Origin of the sequence: Candidatus Pelagibacter sp., assembly GCF_052049835.1 — a bacterium.
Lineage (GTDB): Bacteria > Pseudomonadota > Alphaproteobacteria > Pelagibacterales > Pelagibacteraceae > Pelagibacter.
The window spans coordinates 68,063-84,976 of the sequence record NZ_JBNGZF010000016.1 but is presented as its reverse complement, the minus strand read 5'-3'; the positions used below and the strand labels follow the sequence as shown (position 1 = coordinate 84,976).

Genomic DNA, 16,914 nt, shown 5'->3' with positions numbered 1-16,914 from the left:
ATTACCCTCCCAAAAAAGAGCTTCTTACTCTTGGATCGTCTAATAATTCTTTTCCAGTCCCTGAATAACGATTTTCTCCAGTCACTAGTACATAGCCTCTATCTGAAATGCTTAAAGCTTGTTTTGCATTTTGTTCTACCATTAAGATAGCAACGTTTGTTCTTTTTACTTTTACAATATGATCAAATAATTCATCCATCACAATTGGCGATACACCAGCAGTTGGCTCGTCTAACATTAAAACAGTTGGTTTAATCATTAAAGCTCGGCCTAAAGCTACTTGTTGTCTTTGACCTCCAGAAAGTTCACCAACCAACTGATTTCTTTTCTTTCTTAAAATTGGAAATAATTCGTAAATTTCCTCAATTATATTTTTGATTTCATCCTCAATAAGAAATGCACCCATTTCTAAATTCTCTTCAACAGTCATCCCTGCAAAAACATTTTTAGTCTGTGGCACAAAAGAAATACCTTGCTTAACTCGATCTTGAGGAGATAATTTTGAAATATCCTTACCATCAATCTTTACTGATCCAGACTTTAAATTCAGCAAGCCCAACATTGCTTTCATGGCAGTTGATTTACCAGCTCCATTAGGACCTAAAATAGAAACTATTTCACCTTTATTAACATTTACTGAACACGAACTAATAATGTCAGGACCATTACCATAACCACCTGTCATTTCTATTCCTTCAAAATATGCCACTAATTTGTATCCTTTAATTTTGATCCTCTTCCAAGATAGCTTTCGATAACTTTCTCATCTTTTTTTGCTTCTTCAACACTTCCTTCAAACAAAACTGATCCTTCAGCCATAACAATAACTGGATCACATAATCTTCCAATAAAATCCATATCATGTTCAATCATACAAAAAGTATAACCTTTTTCTTTATTTAACTTTTCTATTGCAGTTCCAAGATCTTTTAACAAAGTTCTGTTAACTCCGGCTCCTACTTCATCTAATAATACTAATTTTGCATCAACCATCATGGTTCTTCCAAGTTCTAATAATTTCTTTTGTCCACCTGAAAGATTTCCAGCTAGCTCATTTGATAAGTGTCCTAAATTTAAAAATTCAACAACTTCTTTCGCTTTCTCTTTAACTACAGCCTCTTCTCGTGCAACTAAACCTGGTTTAAATAATGCTGTCATTATTTTTTCTCCAGATTGATTTCCTGGAACCATCATTAAATTTTCTAAAACAGATAAATTTGAAAACTCATGTGCAATTTGAAATGTTCTTAACAACCCTTTAGAAAATAATTCATAAGATGGAACATCAGTAATATTTTCATCATCAAAAACAACATTACCACCAGAGGATTTTAAGTTTCCAGCAATTAAATTAAATAAAGTTGTTTTACCAGATCCATTTGGCCCAATGATACCGGTGATAGTTCCTCTTTTAACTTTTATTGAACAATCTGAAACTGCAGCTAATCCACCAAAATATTTACTTAAATTATTAATCTCTAAAATATTTTCAGACATTTGATTTATTTGTTAAGTCTTCTGTGAATACTATTTAATGTTCTTTCTAGAGATCTATAAAATCCAGCTTTAGTTAATTCTTTCACACCTTGTTCATTTAAACCTTTTGGCGTTTGAGACTCTTTTACTAAATTCTTTAAATTTTCTTTTGAATTTACTACAGCATCTTCAGATAAAGCTAAAAATAAAGAAGTGATATATTTTTGGGCATTATTTCTTTTTACGCCTCTTTTTACCAACCAATCTGTCATTACTCTCAACATCTCATAAAAAGGCGCCATCATTCCTGAGGTTGACCAAAAATTAATAGAAGATTTTTCATTTTTAATTTCTACGGTTGTTCCTAAATTGTTAAAGAATGCTTTTACTTTTTGATTGGGAGGACAAATAGGTATTGGCCCTTTTTTTATAGAAATAGGCGGTAAAGGAATTGCTCTATAGACTTTTGTTTTTACTTTAATAATTTTTTTTAACTCAGGTAAATTTATTGTGGAAATAAAACTTATAATTGTTTGTTTTGAATTAAATTTTAAATTTTTTAAAATTTTTTTACCTACACTTGGTGTTATTGCTAAAAAAACCCAATCTGAATTATCAATTACGTTTTGATTATTTTTAGCTATTTGTATTTTTTTAAATTTATTTCTCAAATTTCTAGAAATTATTTTATTTCTAGGAGAAAGTATGATTTTATTATACTTTAATTTGGAAGAGACAATTCCTGTTATTACTGATGAAGTTATTTTTCCAACTCCAATAAAACCTAAATTCATTTAAATATTATATCAGCGTGTAAAAAAAAAGCCTCCATAAATGGAGGCTTTAAATTTTTGATTTTTAAAACTAATTAAAACGATTTAACAAGTGATATTGTGCCTCTTGCACCAATCATATCCTTAACTACTATCTCGTTTTTATCTGTTTTGCCGTTGTTAGCTCTTACATCCCCAAATTCAGAGGCTGTTACTTCTGCTCTTACTGAAAAGCCTTCAGTTAATTCATGATCATATCCTAAACCAACTGTTGGTCCTGAAGAAGTATCGTTACCATAAGAACTTCCTGAGCTCATATTTTCTTTTGATATTACTTCAACTTGTGAATAGCCAAGTTTCAAATAAGTTCCTCCTAGTGGAACATTTATCTTAGCATACAAAGTTGTCAAATCTTCAAAGTGAGCTTCAACAGTATTTGCTGCAGCACCGTCTCTTGATGTATTAGAAGGTGTTTCCAATGCTTGAGGAACATAATCTAACCCAAGAGAAATTGCGTCAGTCAAACCTAATTCAATGAATACTGACCCATATTCAGTAGCGAAAGCACCATGCTCATCAATCGTTGAATCAACGGTTGCACCAGTATGGTTAAAATTCCTTTCGGTACCAGTCGCGGCATATACTCCAAGGTTTGCAGACAAACCTACTGAAGGCCTCAAGTCCAAACTCATAGCACTAGTGGCTACAAACATGAAAGCTGAGGTTATTGCAATAATTGTTTTCTTCATTTTTATACCTTATCTTAATTATTAAGTTAACTTAGGAGTATGTATATCTGAATACTGTTAAAATTGTTAAAAAAAAATTTATTTTAATTAATTTTATTAATATGTTGCAAAATTATCACTAAATTAACCATATTTTTCAATAATTTTAACGATTTCTATTATTAATTGTATCAAAATTGCTTGAATTAAGAACTTTTTAAATTTTTTTAAAAAAATGACCTCTGATTCTTAGAAGTTCTCTGCTTAAATCTTTGTTTTCTTTAAAAGGTTTTCTTCCATGAAGCCAGAAATAATTATTTGCAATTATAGAACAACCTACGGGTAATTTGGTAATTACTTTATTTTTACTTTCCTCCAATGCATCTGACAATCTTTGTAAAAAATTACCTTGTTCCATATTTTTTGGTTCAGGAAATTGATCAATATATGAGATTTCTGGATTGCCATTTTCATCATATGAAAATACTGGGTGTTCTACTTTATAACCTACATTTTTACTTTTAGGAGATCCCCAAACGAAATCTTGTTTACCGACTGGATCTTTTGATAAGTCAGCACAGTGCTCCCAATCATCTAAGTGAAGTATAGCTGTTTCTCCACCTTCAACATTTTTTTCTTCAAGTTTGGTCATCATTAGCCAGTCAGTTACCTCTTTTACATAAGTGCCATCAGTATGAAGATCCATATTTCTATATGCTTTTCTTAAGTATGAATCGCTCGAATCTTGATGTTTTACATGAAACCTTGCATAATATTTTCCTGCCATAGAGTCATAATTAGGGATACCAATTAAATATGCCACAGCTGTAGACAACTTAACTAAAAATTTATCATTTATTTTTGAGGTAATATTACTTGGACCAATAATGAAGCAACCTGTAGATCTATCTCTTATAATATAATTCATTAATTTGCTTAGTTTATTTTCTGTTAAATCATCTAAACTTTTAGCAATAGTAAATCTTGTGAATGGTTTTAGTTCTAATGCGGTTAAGTCAAATTTATTAAAAGGAAAAATTAGTTTTTCAATTATTTCATCTTTTAATTTTATATTTAAAATTCTTTTTGATCTCTCGTGCTCCTGAACGTCTATACCAATAATATTTTCCATAATAAATTTTATTTTACCTTAATTTATAAATCAATCTAATTAGATATAATTATTTATTATTGTCATAAAAATAGCTGAGAAAATTGTAGGATAAACAAAGTTTTTCTTAGAAATAAAAAAAACAAACAATGATAATACTACAACAATAAATCTACTTGCATAACTTGCGTCTATTAAAACACCAGCAGGAAAAATTATAGTTCTTGCTATTAATGCTGCTAAAGTTGCATAGGCTAAACAATTAAACCACTTAAAAAGTTTTGATGTTTGCTTAATACCTTGAGAGGTGAGAGCGCCCAAAAATCTAGACAAAAATGTTGCTAAAGACGTAACTAAAATTGCGTAGACAATACTAGCTGACATCATACTCTCCAACTAAATAAGCTATAGTTCCACCGATTACACCCGCTAACAGAATTGACCACTCAGGTGAAAATAAATAAATAATTGGTCCTAAAATTATTCCAAGTAAGACAGATAATATAACTTGTATAGTTTTTGATGCACCAACCATCATGCATAAAAAATATACTGGATTAAGAATTGCCAATCCAATCATCATATCTTTATTCATGAATTCTGAAAAATAAAAACCTATAAATGTTCCAAATACAGATACACTTACTGTTGCACTTCCAATACCAATCCAATAATCAATCCTATATTCTTTTGGAATTTTCTTATAATTACTTTTCATAATTAACCATGCAGAGACAGCAATAAAATGACAAGAAAAGTAATACTTCCACTTAGGTTGAGATTTATGCATCATTAAAGGAAATAAAGATACAGCCATAGGATAAAGTCGAGCATTTACAAACCAAACTGCTAGAAAAATATTAAATAAAGATGCTCCAATCAACATAGACTCTGCCATCACCAATGAACCTGGTAAAGCATAAGTTAAAACAGTTGAAAAAATACTTTCTTGAATATTGAAACCTAAATTTTTAAAGAGAGCACCAATTGCTATAAAGCAACAAGTAAGAGCTATTGCAGGACTGTCGTGAGTAAATATAGATCTGTATCCTTTAAGGAAAAAACTTTTATTTATCATTATCCGCCAAGGAATAATCTACCTACGTCAGGATTTTGAAGCAACTCATCACCCTTGCCTGCTATTGCAGTTTGGCCTGACACTAAAACATATCCTATATCTGAAAACTCTAATCCTTTCTTAGCATTTTGCTCAACTAAGATTATGGTTTTTTTTTCATTTTGCTGAAGATCTCTTAGGATTTCAAAAACCATATCTATATACCTGGGCTCTAAGCCGATTGATGGTTCGTCTACAAGTAATACTGAAGGCTTCATTACAAGTGCTCTTGATATTTCTAACAATCTTCTCTCACCACCTGAAAGAACCTTAGCTGGTTGATTTCTTCTGTTTCTTAGTCTTTCATATTTCTCAAAAATTCTTTCTGCTTCTTCATAAGACTCATCTGTTTTATCTTTTATATAACCACCCATCAGTAAATTTTCTTCTACTGTCATGTCTGGAAAAACTGAATTATCTTGTAAAATATATGCAATGCCAACAGATTTTAATTTTTCAGCTGGAGATAAATTTGTTATTTCTTTGCCGTCAATTTCTATTTGACCAGAAAAAATATTTGTAAATCCATATATTGAATGAAGAATTGTAGATTTACCTGCACCATTAGGTCCAATCAGACATAAAGACTGAGCTTTATTTACAAATAAATCAAAATTATGTAAAATTTCCATTTTTCCATAACCTGCATTTAAATTTTTAATAGTTAAATGAATTTCTTTAGGAGATAATTTTTTTAAATCTTCTGGTGTTGGAGCTTTACCTAGTACTTCATATTGGTTAGCCATTATTGAGCTCCTAAATACGCGTCAATTACACGTTTATCATTTTTAATTTCATCTGGCGATCCATTGGCTAACATTTTACCATGAGCTAGACAAAAAATATTTTCTGCTAATTGCATAATCACTCTCATATTATGTTCAATAACCAAAAGAGTAATCCCAAAATCTTGGTTAACTTTAATTAATCTATCAATAATACCATTTATCAGTGTCGGATTAATTCCAGCTGTGGGTTCATCTAGTAATAGCATCTCTGGTTCATTCATTAATGCCATTGCAAGTTCTAGTAATTTTTGCTGACCAAAAGATAGATCTCCAGCTCTTAGCTTTCTTTTCTGATATAAACCTACAAAATTTAATAAATTTTCTGCTTTATCTGTTAAATCTTGTGGAATTTTTGAAAATATTTTCATTAAATCTGTATCACTACCTTTATGACTAATAAGCATATTTTCTATACAATTAAGCTTTCCATAAATTCTTGTTTGTTGAAAAGTTCTCAATAGTCCTAACTTAGCAATTACTGGAACTGGTAATTCTGAAACTTCTTTTCCATTAAATTTTATAGATCCATTATCTATTGGGTAAGTGCCTACAATCGAATTAAATAATGTAGTTTTGCCTGAACCGTTAGGTCCAATTAGCCCAACTATCTTTCCTTTTTCAACATTCATTGAAATATCAACGTTTGCTTTAACGCCACCAAAAGATTTGCTTACATTGCTAACTTCCAAAATACTCATTTAAGTTCTACCTGTGCTTTACGATCTTTTTCATCTACCACTTCACCAAATCTTTCAGGATATTTTTCTCTTAACCATCCCATAATTCCTTCTGGGAAATAAATTACAATTACAACAATCAAAACTCCTAAAGCGACATACTGCCAACCTAAAAAGAATGTCCAAAAGCCTTCTTTAAATATATGAAAAACAGTTGCACCAATAATTGGACCCCAAAGTGTCCCTTTACCACCAAGTATAGCCATCAATACCATGAATACTCCCATCTCTCTTCCGTCAAATGCAACGTCTGTGGAGTCAATGTATCCAACTAAGCCTCCCATGATTCCACCAGCTAAACCACAGAAGAAAGCAGATATCATCCAACCAATAATTTTATATTTCATTGTTTCAATACCCATCGCCTCAGCTTTATCTTCATTATCTCTTATGGCATTAAGTATTAATTTAAATCTTGTAGAATAAATTGAACGCACTGCAATGAATGTAAGGACTAGGGTAAAGAAGCTTAGGAAATAAAAAAATTCACCTCTTGAATCTAAACTTCCAACATCAGGAAATGGTGGTGTAGTAAAACCTTGTCCAGCCCCAATGATTTCAATTCCTCCAGAAATTTCACCTGCTGCAACACCTAATCCTAGTGTACAAATTGCAAAATAATGTCCTCTAAGTCCTAAAATAGAGTACCCAATTAAACCTGCTACAATGGTTGGTACAACTGCAGCAACTAACAATCCAACAGCCATGCCCTGAAAAAATTGTGCAGGAGTATGCACAAATGTTTTCTCTCCACCACTTTCAGTCCACTCAGCTAGTGGGAAAAACATTCCAACTTGAACGGAGGCACATAAATACATACCAAGACCGTAAAAGAGAATATTTCCAAAAGAATTATAACCCATTTCGCCACCTTGAATATTCCAAGTAGTTGCAAGCACTATTAGTACACATAGTATTGATAACTGAACTTTAAAAGCTGGAAATACAAACGGAGCTGCTATACCAAAAATTAAAATTCCAATGTATAAAATTGAATTATTTTTCATTATTTTAAGTACTCTCTTTTTCTAGAAAGCTTAAATCTTCTGTAAATAAGTATTAAAACTAAAAGCAAAAATACTGATCCTATTCTAAATTCTGTTCCTAAAATATAATCAGCAAATTCCTCAAATACACCCAATCCCATTCCTGACATTGCAACACCTGGTAAATTTCCAAGTCCAGCAACTATTACAATCATAAAAGATCTTATTGTGTAAGGTAAACCCATATAAGGATGTATTGTAAATGTTATAGATATTAATGCTCCAGCAACACCGCAAAGTGCTGCATTAATTCCAAATGTTGCTGCATAAACTTTTTCTGTATCTACACCTAAAATCTTGGCTGCTCTTGCATTTTGTGCTGTAGCTCTAATTGCGCGACCTAGCTTAGATTTTTTCATATAAATTACTAAACAAATTGCAAATAAAATACTTATGAAGGCTGAAAATATTTTTGAATTCGGTAGCACAACATTATTATTAAATAACATAGTTGTTCCGTAATCTGAATTTGCAAGAACAACATCTGCTCCAAATACAAAGTTCATTAATTGCATGAAAAGAATACTTATTCCAAAAGTCGCTAAAATAGAGATAAATAGATCTCTATCTACTACTTTATTAATTACAAGTTTGTAAATTGCTATACCAACAAAATACATTATTACTGGAGCAACGATTACTCCCCACGCTGGATGGATACCATATAGATACATAAAATAAGCAATGTATCCTCCTAAGATAACAAGATCACCTTGAGCGATATTGATAATATTCATAACTCCCCATTGCAAAGCCATACCATAAGCAATCAATGCAAATAAAATTCCAAGAAGAATTCCGTCCAAGCATGCTTGAACAGAAATCATTGGATATTGGAAGACCATGAAATCCATATTGAACCTTTTAAAAAAATACCCCCTATATAAAATATATTAGGGGGTATTTATAGATTTTTTTATCTTTTAGACCACGAAGGAATTGGGTGAATTAACTTAGCTGATGCCCATTTAGTTGGAGCAACAACTTTATTTTCACATTTTCCTGCATCATCACACATTACTTGGAAAAGCACCATTGGCTTGTCAACATTCTGACCACCTTCAGCAAATTTTATGTTTCCATAAAAAGTTTGCATGTTAGTAGCTGCAAGAGCATCTCTTACTTTCTTTTGATCAAAAGAATTTGCTCTTTCAAATGCATCTTTAAATACCAATAGGGCAGCTGAAGACTCTGCTGCTTGATACGGAGGTGCATAACCAAACTCCTTAGTAAAGTCTGCATCATAAGTCATACCATCTTTAAAGAAATCATCTTTATAAGTTAGTGTTTTATGCCATTGAGAAGCGCATAAAGCGTACTGAGAGTTTTTACCATGTTGCTTTGATAGTTTAGCTGCATCACAGTGTGTCATAGCTAACATTGGAACATCTACTTTCATCTCAGCTATTTGTCTGATAGCAGTTAGAGCACCTTTAGTATGACCTGAAACAACTAAAACATCTGGTTTCATTTGTTTTACTTTAACTAAAGTAGCAGCCATATCATTAAGCTCTTTCGGTAATTTATCGTCAATTACTTTTTTAGAGCCAGTTCTCTTAATTGCATCTAAAACACCAAGTCTTACGTCTTGAGAAAATGCATCTTGTTCAAACGCCATAGCAACAGTAACCCCTTTTCCATTATTCTTTTCAACTGCTAGATCTATAGCAACATCAAGGTATAAATTAGCTGGAGCTAATACAGCAAATAGATATTTGTAACCTTTTGTAAACAAAGATCTAGATGCACCATTTGCTTCAACCATTGGAACACCATATTTCTCTGTTACTGGAGCAATCGCTTTAGTTAAACCAGAACTGTAAGGGCCAAGCATGAACTCAACACCATCTTGTGATATCAATCTTTCTGCAAGCTGTGCAGCTCTCTTAGGGTTTGACTCATCATCGTAATAAATAATGTCAAACTTATAAGTCTTTCCACCAACTTTAACACCACCCATGCTGTTAATTCTGTCAACGGCCATGTTATAACCATTTTGAGTATGAACACCATTAGATGAGTATTTACCTGTTAATGAAATTGCAGCACCTAAAATAATTTTATCGCCAACAACTTTTGCAAAAGATGCAACTGAAGTTGAAAATAAAATTACAAATGCAGAAACAAAACTTAAAATTATTTTATTTAATCTCATTTTATTTCCTCTTTAATTAATTAATTATGTGTTGATTAAATAAAGAAATTTTATTTTATGCAAGTGGCAATAAAGGCAAAATCTAATTAATATTGTTGAGTTACAACAATTATTGCGGCAATAATTACTAAAACACTCGCAGAAATTGTATTAATTGTTTTTGGATTAGCAGTTATCCACTTTATTAATTTTTGTGCGAGCATTGCATATCCAATCAAAGATAAAAAATCTAAAACGATGTAAGTTGTAATTAAAATTACAAATTGAACCAATAAATTAGAATTAAAGTCAATAAATTGAGGAAAAATAAAAGGAAAAAACATCCAGGCCTTAGGACTTGTACCAGCAACTAAAAAACCATCTCTAAAAAAAGATAAATTACTTTTTTCTATTTCTCCTTCGCTTGAAATACTTTTTGGTCGAGATTTATAAATATCATAAGCTAAATATAATAAATAAATTATTCCGATCCATTTAAACGCATTAAGTAACATTGGGTTTTCTGAAAAAAAAGATCCAATGACAAAAATAACTAAAGTTGCCTGAATCAAATTTGCAGTTACATCACCTAATGCAGACCATACACATTTTCCGACTCCATAATTCATTGAATAAGAGATAATTACAATCCTGGGAGTTCCAGGTGTAATAAATAAAAAAATAATTATCTGTAGATAAAGTATAAAATCTAGGGGGAGCATAAAAAAAGATAGTCCTTAAAAACCGGGAGCTAAAGATGGCTAAGAAGGACTATCTATTAGATAATATCAGAGGCTAAAAAAAATGCATTAAATATTTTTTTCAAATATAAAGGATTTATGAAAAAAAAAGGTCACAGGCCAATTACCAGAGTCAAAAATCCAGAGCCCAAAATGGACGATCCTGATTGGATCATTTGGGCAGCCTGGGCAGATAGAATCACTTTTGAAGAAATTGAAAAAAAAACAGGGAAGAAAGAATCTGATGTAATTAAAATTATGCGAAGATCTCTAAAACCATCATCTTTTAGGTTATGGAGAAAAAGAGTAAACCAAAAAAGTATAAAACATCGAAAAAAATTTGAATATTCTAGAAAAGAAATAACTAGTAAAATTAAAAAAGGTGACTATTTATAACCTATGAAAAAAATTACCATGTATACAGGTCCGCTATGTAATTATTGTGAGGCTGCAAAAAGATTATTAGCTAGAAATAACGCTCCCTATAATGAAATTGATATTTCAAAAGTAGATGGCGCAATGGATGAAATGATTAAAAAAGCTAATGGTAAAAGAACTATTCCACAAATTTTTTTTGATGATCATCATATTGGAGGTTATGATGAAGTTAGAGCTTTAGAAAAAGAAAATAAACTTCAGGATCTTTTAAATAATTAATTCCATTCCTCTAAAGCTAATTGTTTTTTTGCTAATAAGCTTAAATCTTCTAACTTAACTCTTCCTTTATAATTTATTTCATAATCCTCAGCAGAAAAATCTGGTGGGCTTTTACCTTCTAAGAATTTTTTTGATTGTTTTATTGTATAATCAAGATTTTTTTTACAATAAGGCGTTGCACCAACATATATAACATTAGAATAATTTTTTCCTGAATGTTTGTCTTCAACAGCATGGATAACGTCTGGATGCCACCAAACAGTATCACCTGGTTTCATCTTTGGAATTGAAACTAAACCTTTTAAAAGTAATGAGTGATAATCTTTATTTACAGATAAAGCTCTGCCAAGTTTTGATCCGCACAATTCGTTTTCTTCAACATCGTCTAGCAATGCCCTAGTTAAAACATAAGCAATTCCTTTAGATATAGGTATTAATTGTAAAGTTCCATCGTTAGGACCTTGTTCTGTTAAAGCTGTCCAACCTTGAAATGTTCTGAATACATGTGCAACTGCAGGAGATTCGAATTCTATAGTTTTGTCTCTATACTTTGCTTCAAATGGATTATATTTTTCAAAGTTGTCAGAAAATATATCTCTATAAATTTTTTGATAATGACTATCAGTCCATCTTTCAATAGATCCAGCATCGCAATGAGGAGAAAGTCCCAAAGTATCATCTCCTGGCTCTCTTCTTCTTACTCTATCTGCATAAGACAATTCTTTATTTGGATCAAAAACTTTATAATCAGAGTTTTTAAATAGCCAAAGATTATTAAGCCATTTTTTTACTTTAGCCATCTGCTCTGAGTGTCTTATTTCTATTTGTGCTTTAGACCAATAAAGACCGTATATTTGGGGTTTGCCTGATTTAAGATCGCTAAAATATTTATCTAGATCAGCTTTCTTCTTTTGATCATCGTAATAATTATTTTCATCAATATACTTCCCTAATTCAAAATTTAAATTTTCAACAAATTTGTCTTCAAAAACATCTCGGATTATTACACACCCTCTTTTTTTTATATCTTCAATTACCTTTGTTTTGTTTTGATCTATCTCATTAATATTAATTTCTGGAATTATGGATTTATTTTTTTTTTTGAGATTTAATATTTCTTGTATTTCAGTTTTTATAAACTTTTCAATTTTAGCAAAATTTTCTTTGTAATTTTTTGAGTGATTTCTGAGCTCTTCTTTTACTTTTTTAATATCAATATTTTCAAACATTATATTTAGCTTTTAGGTTTAAAGACTAAACATACTCCATTATTACAAAATCGCTTTCCTGTAGGTTCAGGTCCATCATCGAATATATGTCCATGATGACCTCCACATTTTTTACAATGATATTCGGTTCTTGCGTAACCTATGTGGTGATCTGTTTTGGTTTCAAATACGTCAGGCAAAGATTCATAAAAAGAAGGCCAGCCTGATCCACTCTCATATTTTGTTTTTGAATCAAATAATTTTTCACCACAATTTGCACAATGAAAACTTCCTTCCCTTTTTTCATGATTAAGTTCACTTGATCCAGCACGTTCAGTACCTTCCTCAAATAAAATTAATTTTTGCTCTGCAGTTAAATTTGGATTTATTTTTTTCGTCATGAATTTATATATTTAGCACAAGATTGATGTAACATTGAATGTAATTCAACAAGTTTATTAAAATCTTTATTATAACCACCACCCAAAACCCCACAAAATGGTATTCGTTTAGAAAAAAAATTTTCTACCACAAGTTCATCTCTTGATTGAATGCCTTCATCAGAGATTTTTAATTTTCCTAATCGGTCATTAAAATGAATATCTACGCCAGCAATATAAAAAACAAAATCAAAATTTTCCTGATTAAGCTCTTTTAAACAATGTTTTAGTGTCTTTATATATGCATCATCCTCTAAATTATCCTCCAGCTCTACATCTAAATCACTGTTAGATTTTTTTGCTGGATAATTAGTTTTAGAATGCATACTAAAAGTAAAAACATTTCTGTTATCTTTAAAAATTTCTGAATTTCCATTTCCTTGATGAACATCTAAATCAACAATCAAAATTTTATTGGCTAGACCTCTATTAAGTAAATAATGTGACGCAACTGCTACATCATTAAATACACAATAACCTGCTCCACCATTATAACTTGCGTGGTGACTACCTCCTGCTGTATTGCATGAAATACCATAATTTATTGCAAGTTTAGATGCTAGAACAGTTCCGCCTGTAGCAACTAAAGATCTTTGCACAACACTATCTATAAGTGGAAATCCAATTTTTTTTACTCCTTCTTTGCTTAAAGTTTTATTTTTAATATCTAGTATATAATTTTTTGAATGTGCGTAACTTAATGTTTCAAATGAACAGGCTGAAGGTTTATGAAATTTATTTACTATTTTGTTTTGAGTTAAGTAGTTTGCTAATTCTCCAAATTTATTAATTGGAAATTTGTGATCATCGCCAATCTTAGCAAAATAATCCTCATGATTAACAACAGGAAGATCCATTTTTACTCTAGAACTCTGATAGGCTTTCCATTTACACAAGCCTCTAGTCCTTCAATCATTTGATTATAAAAAATGCTATAATTTTCAGCTGTTACATAGCCTATGTGAGGAGTAAGCAGTGCATTAGGTAAAAATCTAAGTTTATTATTCTCTGGTAGAGGTTCTTTGTCATAAACATCTATTCCAGCTCCTGCAATTACATTGGTTGATAAAGCAATAATTAAATCATCTTCCTTAACAATGGGTCCTCTAGAAGTATTAATCAAAAAAGCTGTTTTTTTCATTTTATCCAATTCTTTTAAAGTAATACAATCTTTGTATCTCTCCCCTCCTTGAACGTGAATTGAAAGTACATCAGAATTTATAATTAGGTCATCTTTACTACAAGGGAGCACATCTAATTCTTTACACTTGTCTAAGCTCAAGTTTTCACTCCAGGCCATTACTTGCATTCCAAATGCTTTTCCAATTTTTGCAACTTCTGTACCTACTCTGCCTAAACCGATTAAGCCTAGGATTTTTCCTTTCAATTCCACTCCAATTGTAGTTTGCCAATACCCTTGATACATATTGTCAAACTCTTCTTTAAAATTTCTAGCTAAACCAAGAATTAGTGCCCAAGTTAGTTCAGGTGTTGGGTTTAAATTTATATCTGTACCACAAACTATAATTTTTCTTTTTTTTGCTGCCTCCAAATCTATAGATTTGTTCCTTAATCCACTTGTGATTACAAATTTTAAATCATTTAAATTATCAATTAAATTTTTTGTAATTGGAGTTCTTTCTCTCATTATTAATAAAGCTTCAAAATCAGCTAACTGATCAATTGTATCAGCCTCATCTAAAAATGGTTCACTAAAAATCTTAAACTCATATTTTCCTGACAGTTTTTCTAAATCTACAAATTGTTGGGCAACATTTTGATAATCATCTAATATAGCAACTTTAAGCATTTTTAACTTTCTTATTTGATAGCAGTATTCCCGTAATAATAAAACAAGCGCCTAAAATATGATAAAACATAAATTTTTCACTAAAAAAAATCATCGCCATTATTGCACTTAAAATAGGCATTAAATGTAAAAAAACACCTGATCGATTTGCACCAATCATAGATATTCCTTTTATCCATAAAAGAAAAGATGCCAAACCTGGAAACAAAACTACATAAGATAGAATTAAAATAAATGGTAATTCTAAATTAATTCTAAATCCAATTTGGTATTCAATAAAATAAATTGGTATCAAAAATATTAAACCAAAAGTAATTACTACTTGAAGTAATGATATTTGAGTTAATTCATATTTCTTTCCTTTTAACAATGTAGAATATAAAGCCCATGAGAACATTGCTATAACCATAGTGACATCCCCTTTATTAAAATCTAAATTTTTTAATATTTCTAAATTTGCTTTTGTTATAATCATAATTACACCTACAAAAGATAATACTACTCCCATAATTTGAAAAATATTTGTCTTTTCAATTTTTAAAATTGATGAAAACAACATGATCATTACAGGTATAGTCGAGATCATTAAAACTCCACTAATCACCTGAGTAAAATTTAATGAATAATAAACAATTGAATTAAAAACCGTAATACTAGTAACCCCCAAAATAATGAAAAGTTTATAGTTTTTAATTATATAATTTCTTTTCTCTAATATTTCGGGAATTGTAAAAGGTGCTAAAATCAACCAAGCAAAAAGCCATCGGTAAAAATTTAGTGAAAAAGGTGGAACTTCATAGAAACTTGCAAGTTTACCTACTACAAAATTTCCTGCCCAGAAAGTTACTGTTAAAAATAGATATAAATAAGCTAAAAAATTATTATCTTTAGTCACTTAACTAAATCTAAGCGAACTATAAGGTTTTAAATCTAAATTTGTATTTTCGTTCGCTATCATCCCTGAAACAATCTTTCCAGAAATTGGACCTAAAGTCCATCCTAAATGATGATGCCCAAAACAGTAATAAATATTCTTATGATTTTTTGATGGTCCCATAACAGGTAAAAAATCTGGTAAAGTTGGTCTAAATCCTAACCACTCATCCTCATGCTCAGGTAAATCACCAAGCATATATTTTGCATTATTTATCAAATTTTTTACTCTTGATTTAGATAATGGATTATCTAATCCACCAAATTCTACAGTTCCAACAACTCTTAAACCTTGTTCCATCGGTGTAATTCCAAATCCGCGATTAGAAAATATTACAGGTCTACTTAATAAATGATCACAATTTTTGAAATGAACATGATACCCACGCTCTGTATCTAAAGGTATCTTTTCACCAAGATTGTCTGTTAATTTTTTTGAAAAAGCTCCACAAGCTATTACTGCTTTATCAAAAACGTAACTTTGTGTTTCAGCTTTAAAAACTGGTTTTTCTTCATCAAAACTAATATCTTTAATATTTACTTTGTTAAATTTTCCACCTTTTTGCAAAAATAAATCAAATAGTTTTAAAAGAATTCTTTTCGGATTTCTTGCATGTCTTGCATAAGGATAATAAACGCCTGCATGGTAAAATGGTTTAATATGTGGTTCAAGATCGTGTATTTCAGCTTTAGTAACCAATTGCTGTTCAACACCTAATTCATCTCTAACTTTAATTTCTAATTCTCTACTTTTTAAATCTTTGTCATTCCAAATATAAAGAATACCTTTGTTTTCAACTAAGCCTTCCAAATCAATTTCTTCAAACAATTCATCATAAGCTGGTAAAGCTAAATCTAAAATTTGGTGCATATTTTTAGCAGTATGCATCATCTTAGTTTTGGAGGTATTCATTATAAACTTTAAAAACCATGGAATCATTTTAGGAACGTAGTTCCATTTCAAGGCAAGAGGACCTGTGGAGCTAAGTAACATAGCTGGAACATCCGCCAAAACATCAGTTCTGTTTAAAGAAAGAGATGCATATGGCGAAAAGTGACCTGCATTTCCATAAGAGGCGGCTTGGCTACCTGGATTATCTCTATCGAAAATAGTTACGTTGAAACCTTTTTTTTGAAGAAACAAAGCATTAGATACACCTTGAATTCCTGCTCCAACTATTCCTACTTTAAGATTTTTATTCATAAAATTGTTATA

Annotated in this window: 21 protein-coding genes; 2 read left to right on the top strand and 19 right to left on the bottom strand. The window is 30.6% G+C overall.

The annotated features are described in order from the left end of the window. Position 1 precedes the first annotated feature (1 nt). The 13 genes from ACTT9R_RS05955 to ACTT9R_RS05895 form a co-directional block, all read right to left on the bottom strand. Entirely contained in the window at positions 2–709 is a 708-nt protein-coding gene (locus ACTT9R_RS05955) for an ABC transporter ATP-binding protein (RefSeq protein WP_440927093.1), read from the bottom strand. Next, positions 709–1,497: an ABC transporter ATP-binding protein gene (locus ACTT9R_RS05950; RefSeq protein WP_440907568.1), complete on the bottom strand. Its 789-nt coding sequence runs from the start codon at positions 1,495–1,497 to the stop codon at positions 709–711. Before ACTT9R_RS05950 ends, ACTT9R_RS05955 begins: the two co-directional genes overlap by 1 nt. A 5-nt stretch (positions 1,498–1,502) precedes the next feature. Next, positions 1,503–2,270, bottom strand: coding sequence for a pyrroline-5-carboxylate reductase (locus ACTT9R_RS05945; protein WP_440927092.1), 768 nt, complete (start codon positions 2,268–2,270; stop codon positions 1,503–1,505). Between the two features lie 74 nt (positions 2,271–2,344). Then, entirely contained in the window at positions 2,345–2,998 is a 654-nt protein-coding gene (locus ACTT9R_RS05940) for an outer membrane protein (protein WP_440927091.1), read from the bottom strand. 196 nt (positions 2,999–3,194) lie between these two features. Continuing rightward, positions 3,195–4,109: a glutarate dioxygenase GlaH gene (glaH, locus tag ACTT9R_RS05935; RefSeq protein ID WP_440927090.1), complete on the bottom strand. Its 915-nt coding sequence runs from the start codon at positions 4,107–4,109 to the stop codon at positions 3,195–3,197. 39 nt (positions 4,110–4,148) lie between these two features. Next, entirely contained in the window at positions 4,149–4,475 is a 327-nt protein-coding gene (locus ACTT9R_RS05930) for an AzlD domain-containing protein (protein ID WP_440927089.1), read from the bottom strand. Next, positions 4,462–5,166, bottom strand: coding sequence for an AzlC family ABC transporter permease (locus ACTT9R_RS05925; protein WP_440927088.1), 705 nt, complete (start codon positions 5,164–5,166; stop codon positions 4,462–4,464). The genes ACTT9R_RS05930 and ACTT9R_RS05925 overlap by 14 nt, the downstream gene beginning before the upstream one ends. Further along, positions 5,166–5,951, bottom strand: a complete 786-nt coding sequence (locus tag ACTT9R_RS05920; protein ID WP_440927087.1) for an ABC transporter ATP-binding protein — start codon at positions 5,949–5,951, stop codon at positions 5,166–5,168. Before ACTT9R_RS05920 ends, ACTT9R_RS05925 begins: the two co-directional genes overlap by 1 nt. Next, a complete protein-coding gene (locus ACTT9R_RS05915; protein WP_440927086.1) occupies positions 5,951–6,691 on the bottom strand; it encodes an ABC transporter ATP-binding protein in 741 nt (246 codons plus the stop codon). The genes ACTT9R_RS05920 and ACTT9R_RS05915 overlap by 1 nt, the downstream gene beginning before the upstream one ends. Then, positions 6,688–7,737, bottom strand: coding sequence for a branched-chain amino acid ABC transporter permease (locus ACTT9R_RS05910; protein WP_440927085.1), 1,050 nt, complete (start codon positions 7,735–7,737; stop codon positions 6,688–6,690). Before ACTT9R_RS05910 ends, ACTT9R_RS05915 begins: the two co-directional genes overlap by 4 nt. Continuing rightward, complete coding sequence (locus ACTT9R_RS05905) at positions 7,737–8,630, bottom strand: branched-chain amino acid ABC transporter permease (protein WP_440927084.1); 894 nt, start codon at positions 8,628–8,630, stop codon at positions 7,737–7,739. Before ACTT9R_RS05905 ends, ACTT9R_RS05910 begins: the two co-directional genes overlap by 1 nt. 62 nt (positions 8,631–8,692) lie before the next feature. Continuing rightward, entirely contained in the window at positions 8,693–9,931 is a 1,239-nt protein-coding gene (locus ACTT9R_RS05900) for an amino acid ABC transporter substrate-binding protein (protein ID WP_440927083.1), read from the bottom strand. Positions 9,932–10,017: 86 nt separating this feature from the next. Continuing rightward, positions 10,018–10,632, bottom strand: a complete 615-nt coding sequence (locus tag ACTT9R_RS05895; RefSeq protein WP_440927082.1) for a LysE family translocator — start codon at positions 10,630–10,632, stop codon at positions 10,018–10,020. A 117-nt stretch (positions 10,633–10,749) separates the two neighbouring features. Here ACTT9R_RS05895 and ACTT9R_RS05890 point away from each other — a divergent pair, with 117 nt between their 5' ends. Both ACTT9R_RS05890 and grxC read left to right on the top strand, forming a co-directional pair. Next, positions 10,750–11,046, top strand: coding sequence for a TIGR03643 family protein (locus ACTT9R_RS05890; RefSeq protein ID WP_440927081.1), 297 nt, complete (start codon positions 10,750–10,752; stop codon positions 11,044–11,046). 3 nt (positions 11,047–11,049) lie between these two features. Further along, positions 11,050–11,307 carry a glutaredoxin 3 gene (grxC, locus tag ACTT9R_RS05885; protein ID WP_440927080.1) on the top strand — a complete coding sequence of 86 codons (258 nt, stop codon included), beginning with the start codon at positions 11,050–11,052 and terminating at the stop codon, positions 11,305–11,307. Here the strand turns inward: grxC and ACTT9R_RS05880 are convergent. Genes ACTT9R_RS05880 through ACTT9R_RS05855 form a run of 6 tightly spaced genes read right to left on the bottom strand, consistent with a single transcriptional unit; the run spans position 11,304 to position 16,902 of the window. Further along, a complete protein-coding gene (locus tag ACTT9R_RS05880) occupies positions 11,304–12,536 on the bottom strand; it encodes a YbiU family protein (protein WP_440927079.1) in 1,233 nt (410 codons plus the stop codon). The genes grxC and ACTT9R_RS05880 overlap by 4 nt on opposite strands. 5 nt (positions 12,537–12,541) lie before the next feature. Further along, a complete protein-coding gene (gene msrB / locus ACTT9R_RS05875; protein WP_440927078.1) occupies positions 12,542–12,916 on the bottom strand; it encodes a peptide-methionine (R)-S-oxide reductase MsrB in 375 nt (124 codons plus the stop codon). Next, positions 12,913–13,812 (bottom strand): histone deacetylase family protein, encoded by a 900-nt coding sequence (locus ACTT9R_RS05870; protein WP_440927077.1) that lies wholly within the window; start codon positions 13,810–13,812, stop codon positions 12,913–12,915. The genes msrB and ACTT9R_RS05870 overlap by 4 nt, the downstream gene beginning before the upstream one ends. A gap of 2 nt (positions 13,813–13,814) precedes the next feature. Continuing rightward, positions 13,815–14,765 (bottom strand): D-2-hydroxyacid dehydrogenase family protein, encoded by a 951-nt coding sequence (locus ACTT9R_RS05865; RefSeq protein ID WP_440927076.1) that lies wholly within the window; start codon positions 14,763–14,765, stop codon positions 13,815–13,817. Then, positions 14,758–15,660, bottom strand: coding sequence for a DMT family transporter (locus tag ACTT9R_RS05860; RefSeq protein ID WP_440927075.1), 903 nt, complete (start codon positions 15,658–15,660; stop codon positions 14,758–14,760). The genes ACTT9R_RS05865 and ACTT9R_RS05860 overlap by 8 nt, the downstream gene beginning before the upstream one ends. Continuing rightward, on the bottom strand, positions 15,661–16,902 hold the full coding sequence (locus ACTT9R_RS05855; protein ID WP_440927074.1) for an NAD(P)/FAD-dependent oxidoreductase: 1,242 nt from the start codon (positions 16,900–16,902) through the stop codon (positions 15,661–15,663). Positions 16,903–16,914: the final 12 nt, after the last annotated feature.

What these genes read in the sequence shown, in the direction of transcription:
- ACTT9R_RS05950 (WP_440907568.1), bottom strand. Translation starts at nt 1,497, where the DNA reads ATGTCTGAAAATATTTTAGAGATTAATAATTTAAGTAAATATTTTGGT.
- ACTT9R_RS05945 (WP_440927092.1), bottom strand. Translation starts at nt 2,270, where the DNA reads ATGAATTTAGGTTTTATTGGAGTTGGAAAAATAACTTCATCAGTAATA.
- ACTT9R_RS05940 (WP_440927091.1), bottom strand. Translation starts at nt 2,998, where the DNA reads ATGAAGAAAACAATTATTGCAATAACCTCAGCTTTCATGTTTGTAGCC.
- glaH (WP_440927090.1), bottom strand. Translation starts at nt 4,109, where the DNA reads ATGGAAAATATTATTGGTATAGACGTTCAGGAGCACGAGAGATCAAAA.
- ACTT9R_RS05930 (WP_440927089.1), bottom strand. Translation starts at nt 4,475, where the DNA reads ATGATGTCAGCTAGTATTGTCTACGCAATTTTAGTTACGTCTTTAGCA.
- ACTT9R_RS05925 (WP_440927088.1), bottom strand. Translation starts at nt 5,166, where the DNA reads ATGATAAATAAAAGTTTTTTCCTTAAAGGATACAGATCTATATTTACT.
- ACTT9R_RS05920 (WP_440927087.1), bottom strand. Translation starts at nt 5,951, where the DNA reads ATGGCTAACCAATATGAAGTACTAGGTAAAGCTCCAACACCAGAAGAT.
- ACTT9R_RS05915 (WP_440927086.1), bottom strand. Translation starts at nt 6,691, where the DNA reads ATGAGTATTTTGGAAGTTAGCAATGTAAGCAAATCTTTTGGTGGCGTT.
- ACTT9R_RS05910 (WP_440927085.1), bottom strand. Translation starts at nt 7,737, where the DNA reads ATGAAAAATAATTCAATTTTATACATTGGAATTTTAATTTTTGGTATA.
- ACTT9R_RS05905 (WP_440927084.1), bottom strand. Translation starts at nt 8,630, where the DNA reads ATGGATTTCATGGTCTTCCAATATCCAATGATTTCTGTTCAAGCATGC.
- ACTT9R_RS05900 (WP_440927083.1), bottom strand. Translation starts at nt 9,931, where the DNA reads ATGAGATTAAATAAAATAATTTTAAGTTTTGTTTCTGCATTTGTAATT.
- ACTT9R_RS05895 (WP_440927082.1), bottom strand. Translation starts at nt 10,632, where the DNA reads ATGCTCCCCCTAGATTTTATACTTTATCTACAGATAATTATTTTTTTA.
- ACTT9R_RS05890 (WP_440927081.1), top strand. Translation starts at nt 10,750, where the DNA reads ATGAAAAAAAAAGGTCACAGGCCAATTACCAGAGTCAAAAATCCAGAG.
- grxC (WP_440927080.1), top strand. Translation starts at nt 11,050, where the DNA reads ATGAAAAAAATTACCATGTATACAGGTCCGCTATGTAATTATTGTGAG.
- ACTT9R_RS05880 (WP_440927079.1), bottom strand. Translation starts at nt 12,536, where the DNA reads ATGTTTGAAAATATTGATATTAAAAAAGTAAAAGAAGAGCTCAGAAAT.
- msrB (WP_440927078.1), bottom strand. Translation starts at nt 12,916, where the DNA reads ATGACGAAAAAAATAAATCCAAATTTAACTGCAGAGCAAAAATTAATT.
- ACTT9R_RS05870 (WP_440927077.1), bottom strand. Translation starts at nt 13,812, where the DNA reads ATGGATCTTCCTGTTGTTAATCATGAGGATTATTTTGCTAAGATTGGC.
- ACTT9R_RS05865 (WP_440927076.1), bottom strand. Translation starts at nt 14,765, where the DNA reads ATGCTTAAAGTTGCTATATTAGATGATTATCAAAATGTTGCCCAACAA.
- ACTT9R_RS05855 (WP_440927074.1), bottom strand. Translation starts at nt 16,902, where the DNA reads ATGAATAAAAATCTTAAAGTAGGAATAGTTGGAGCAGGAATTCAAGGT.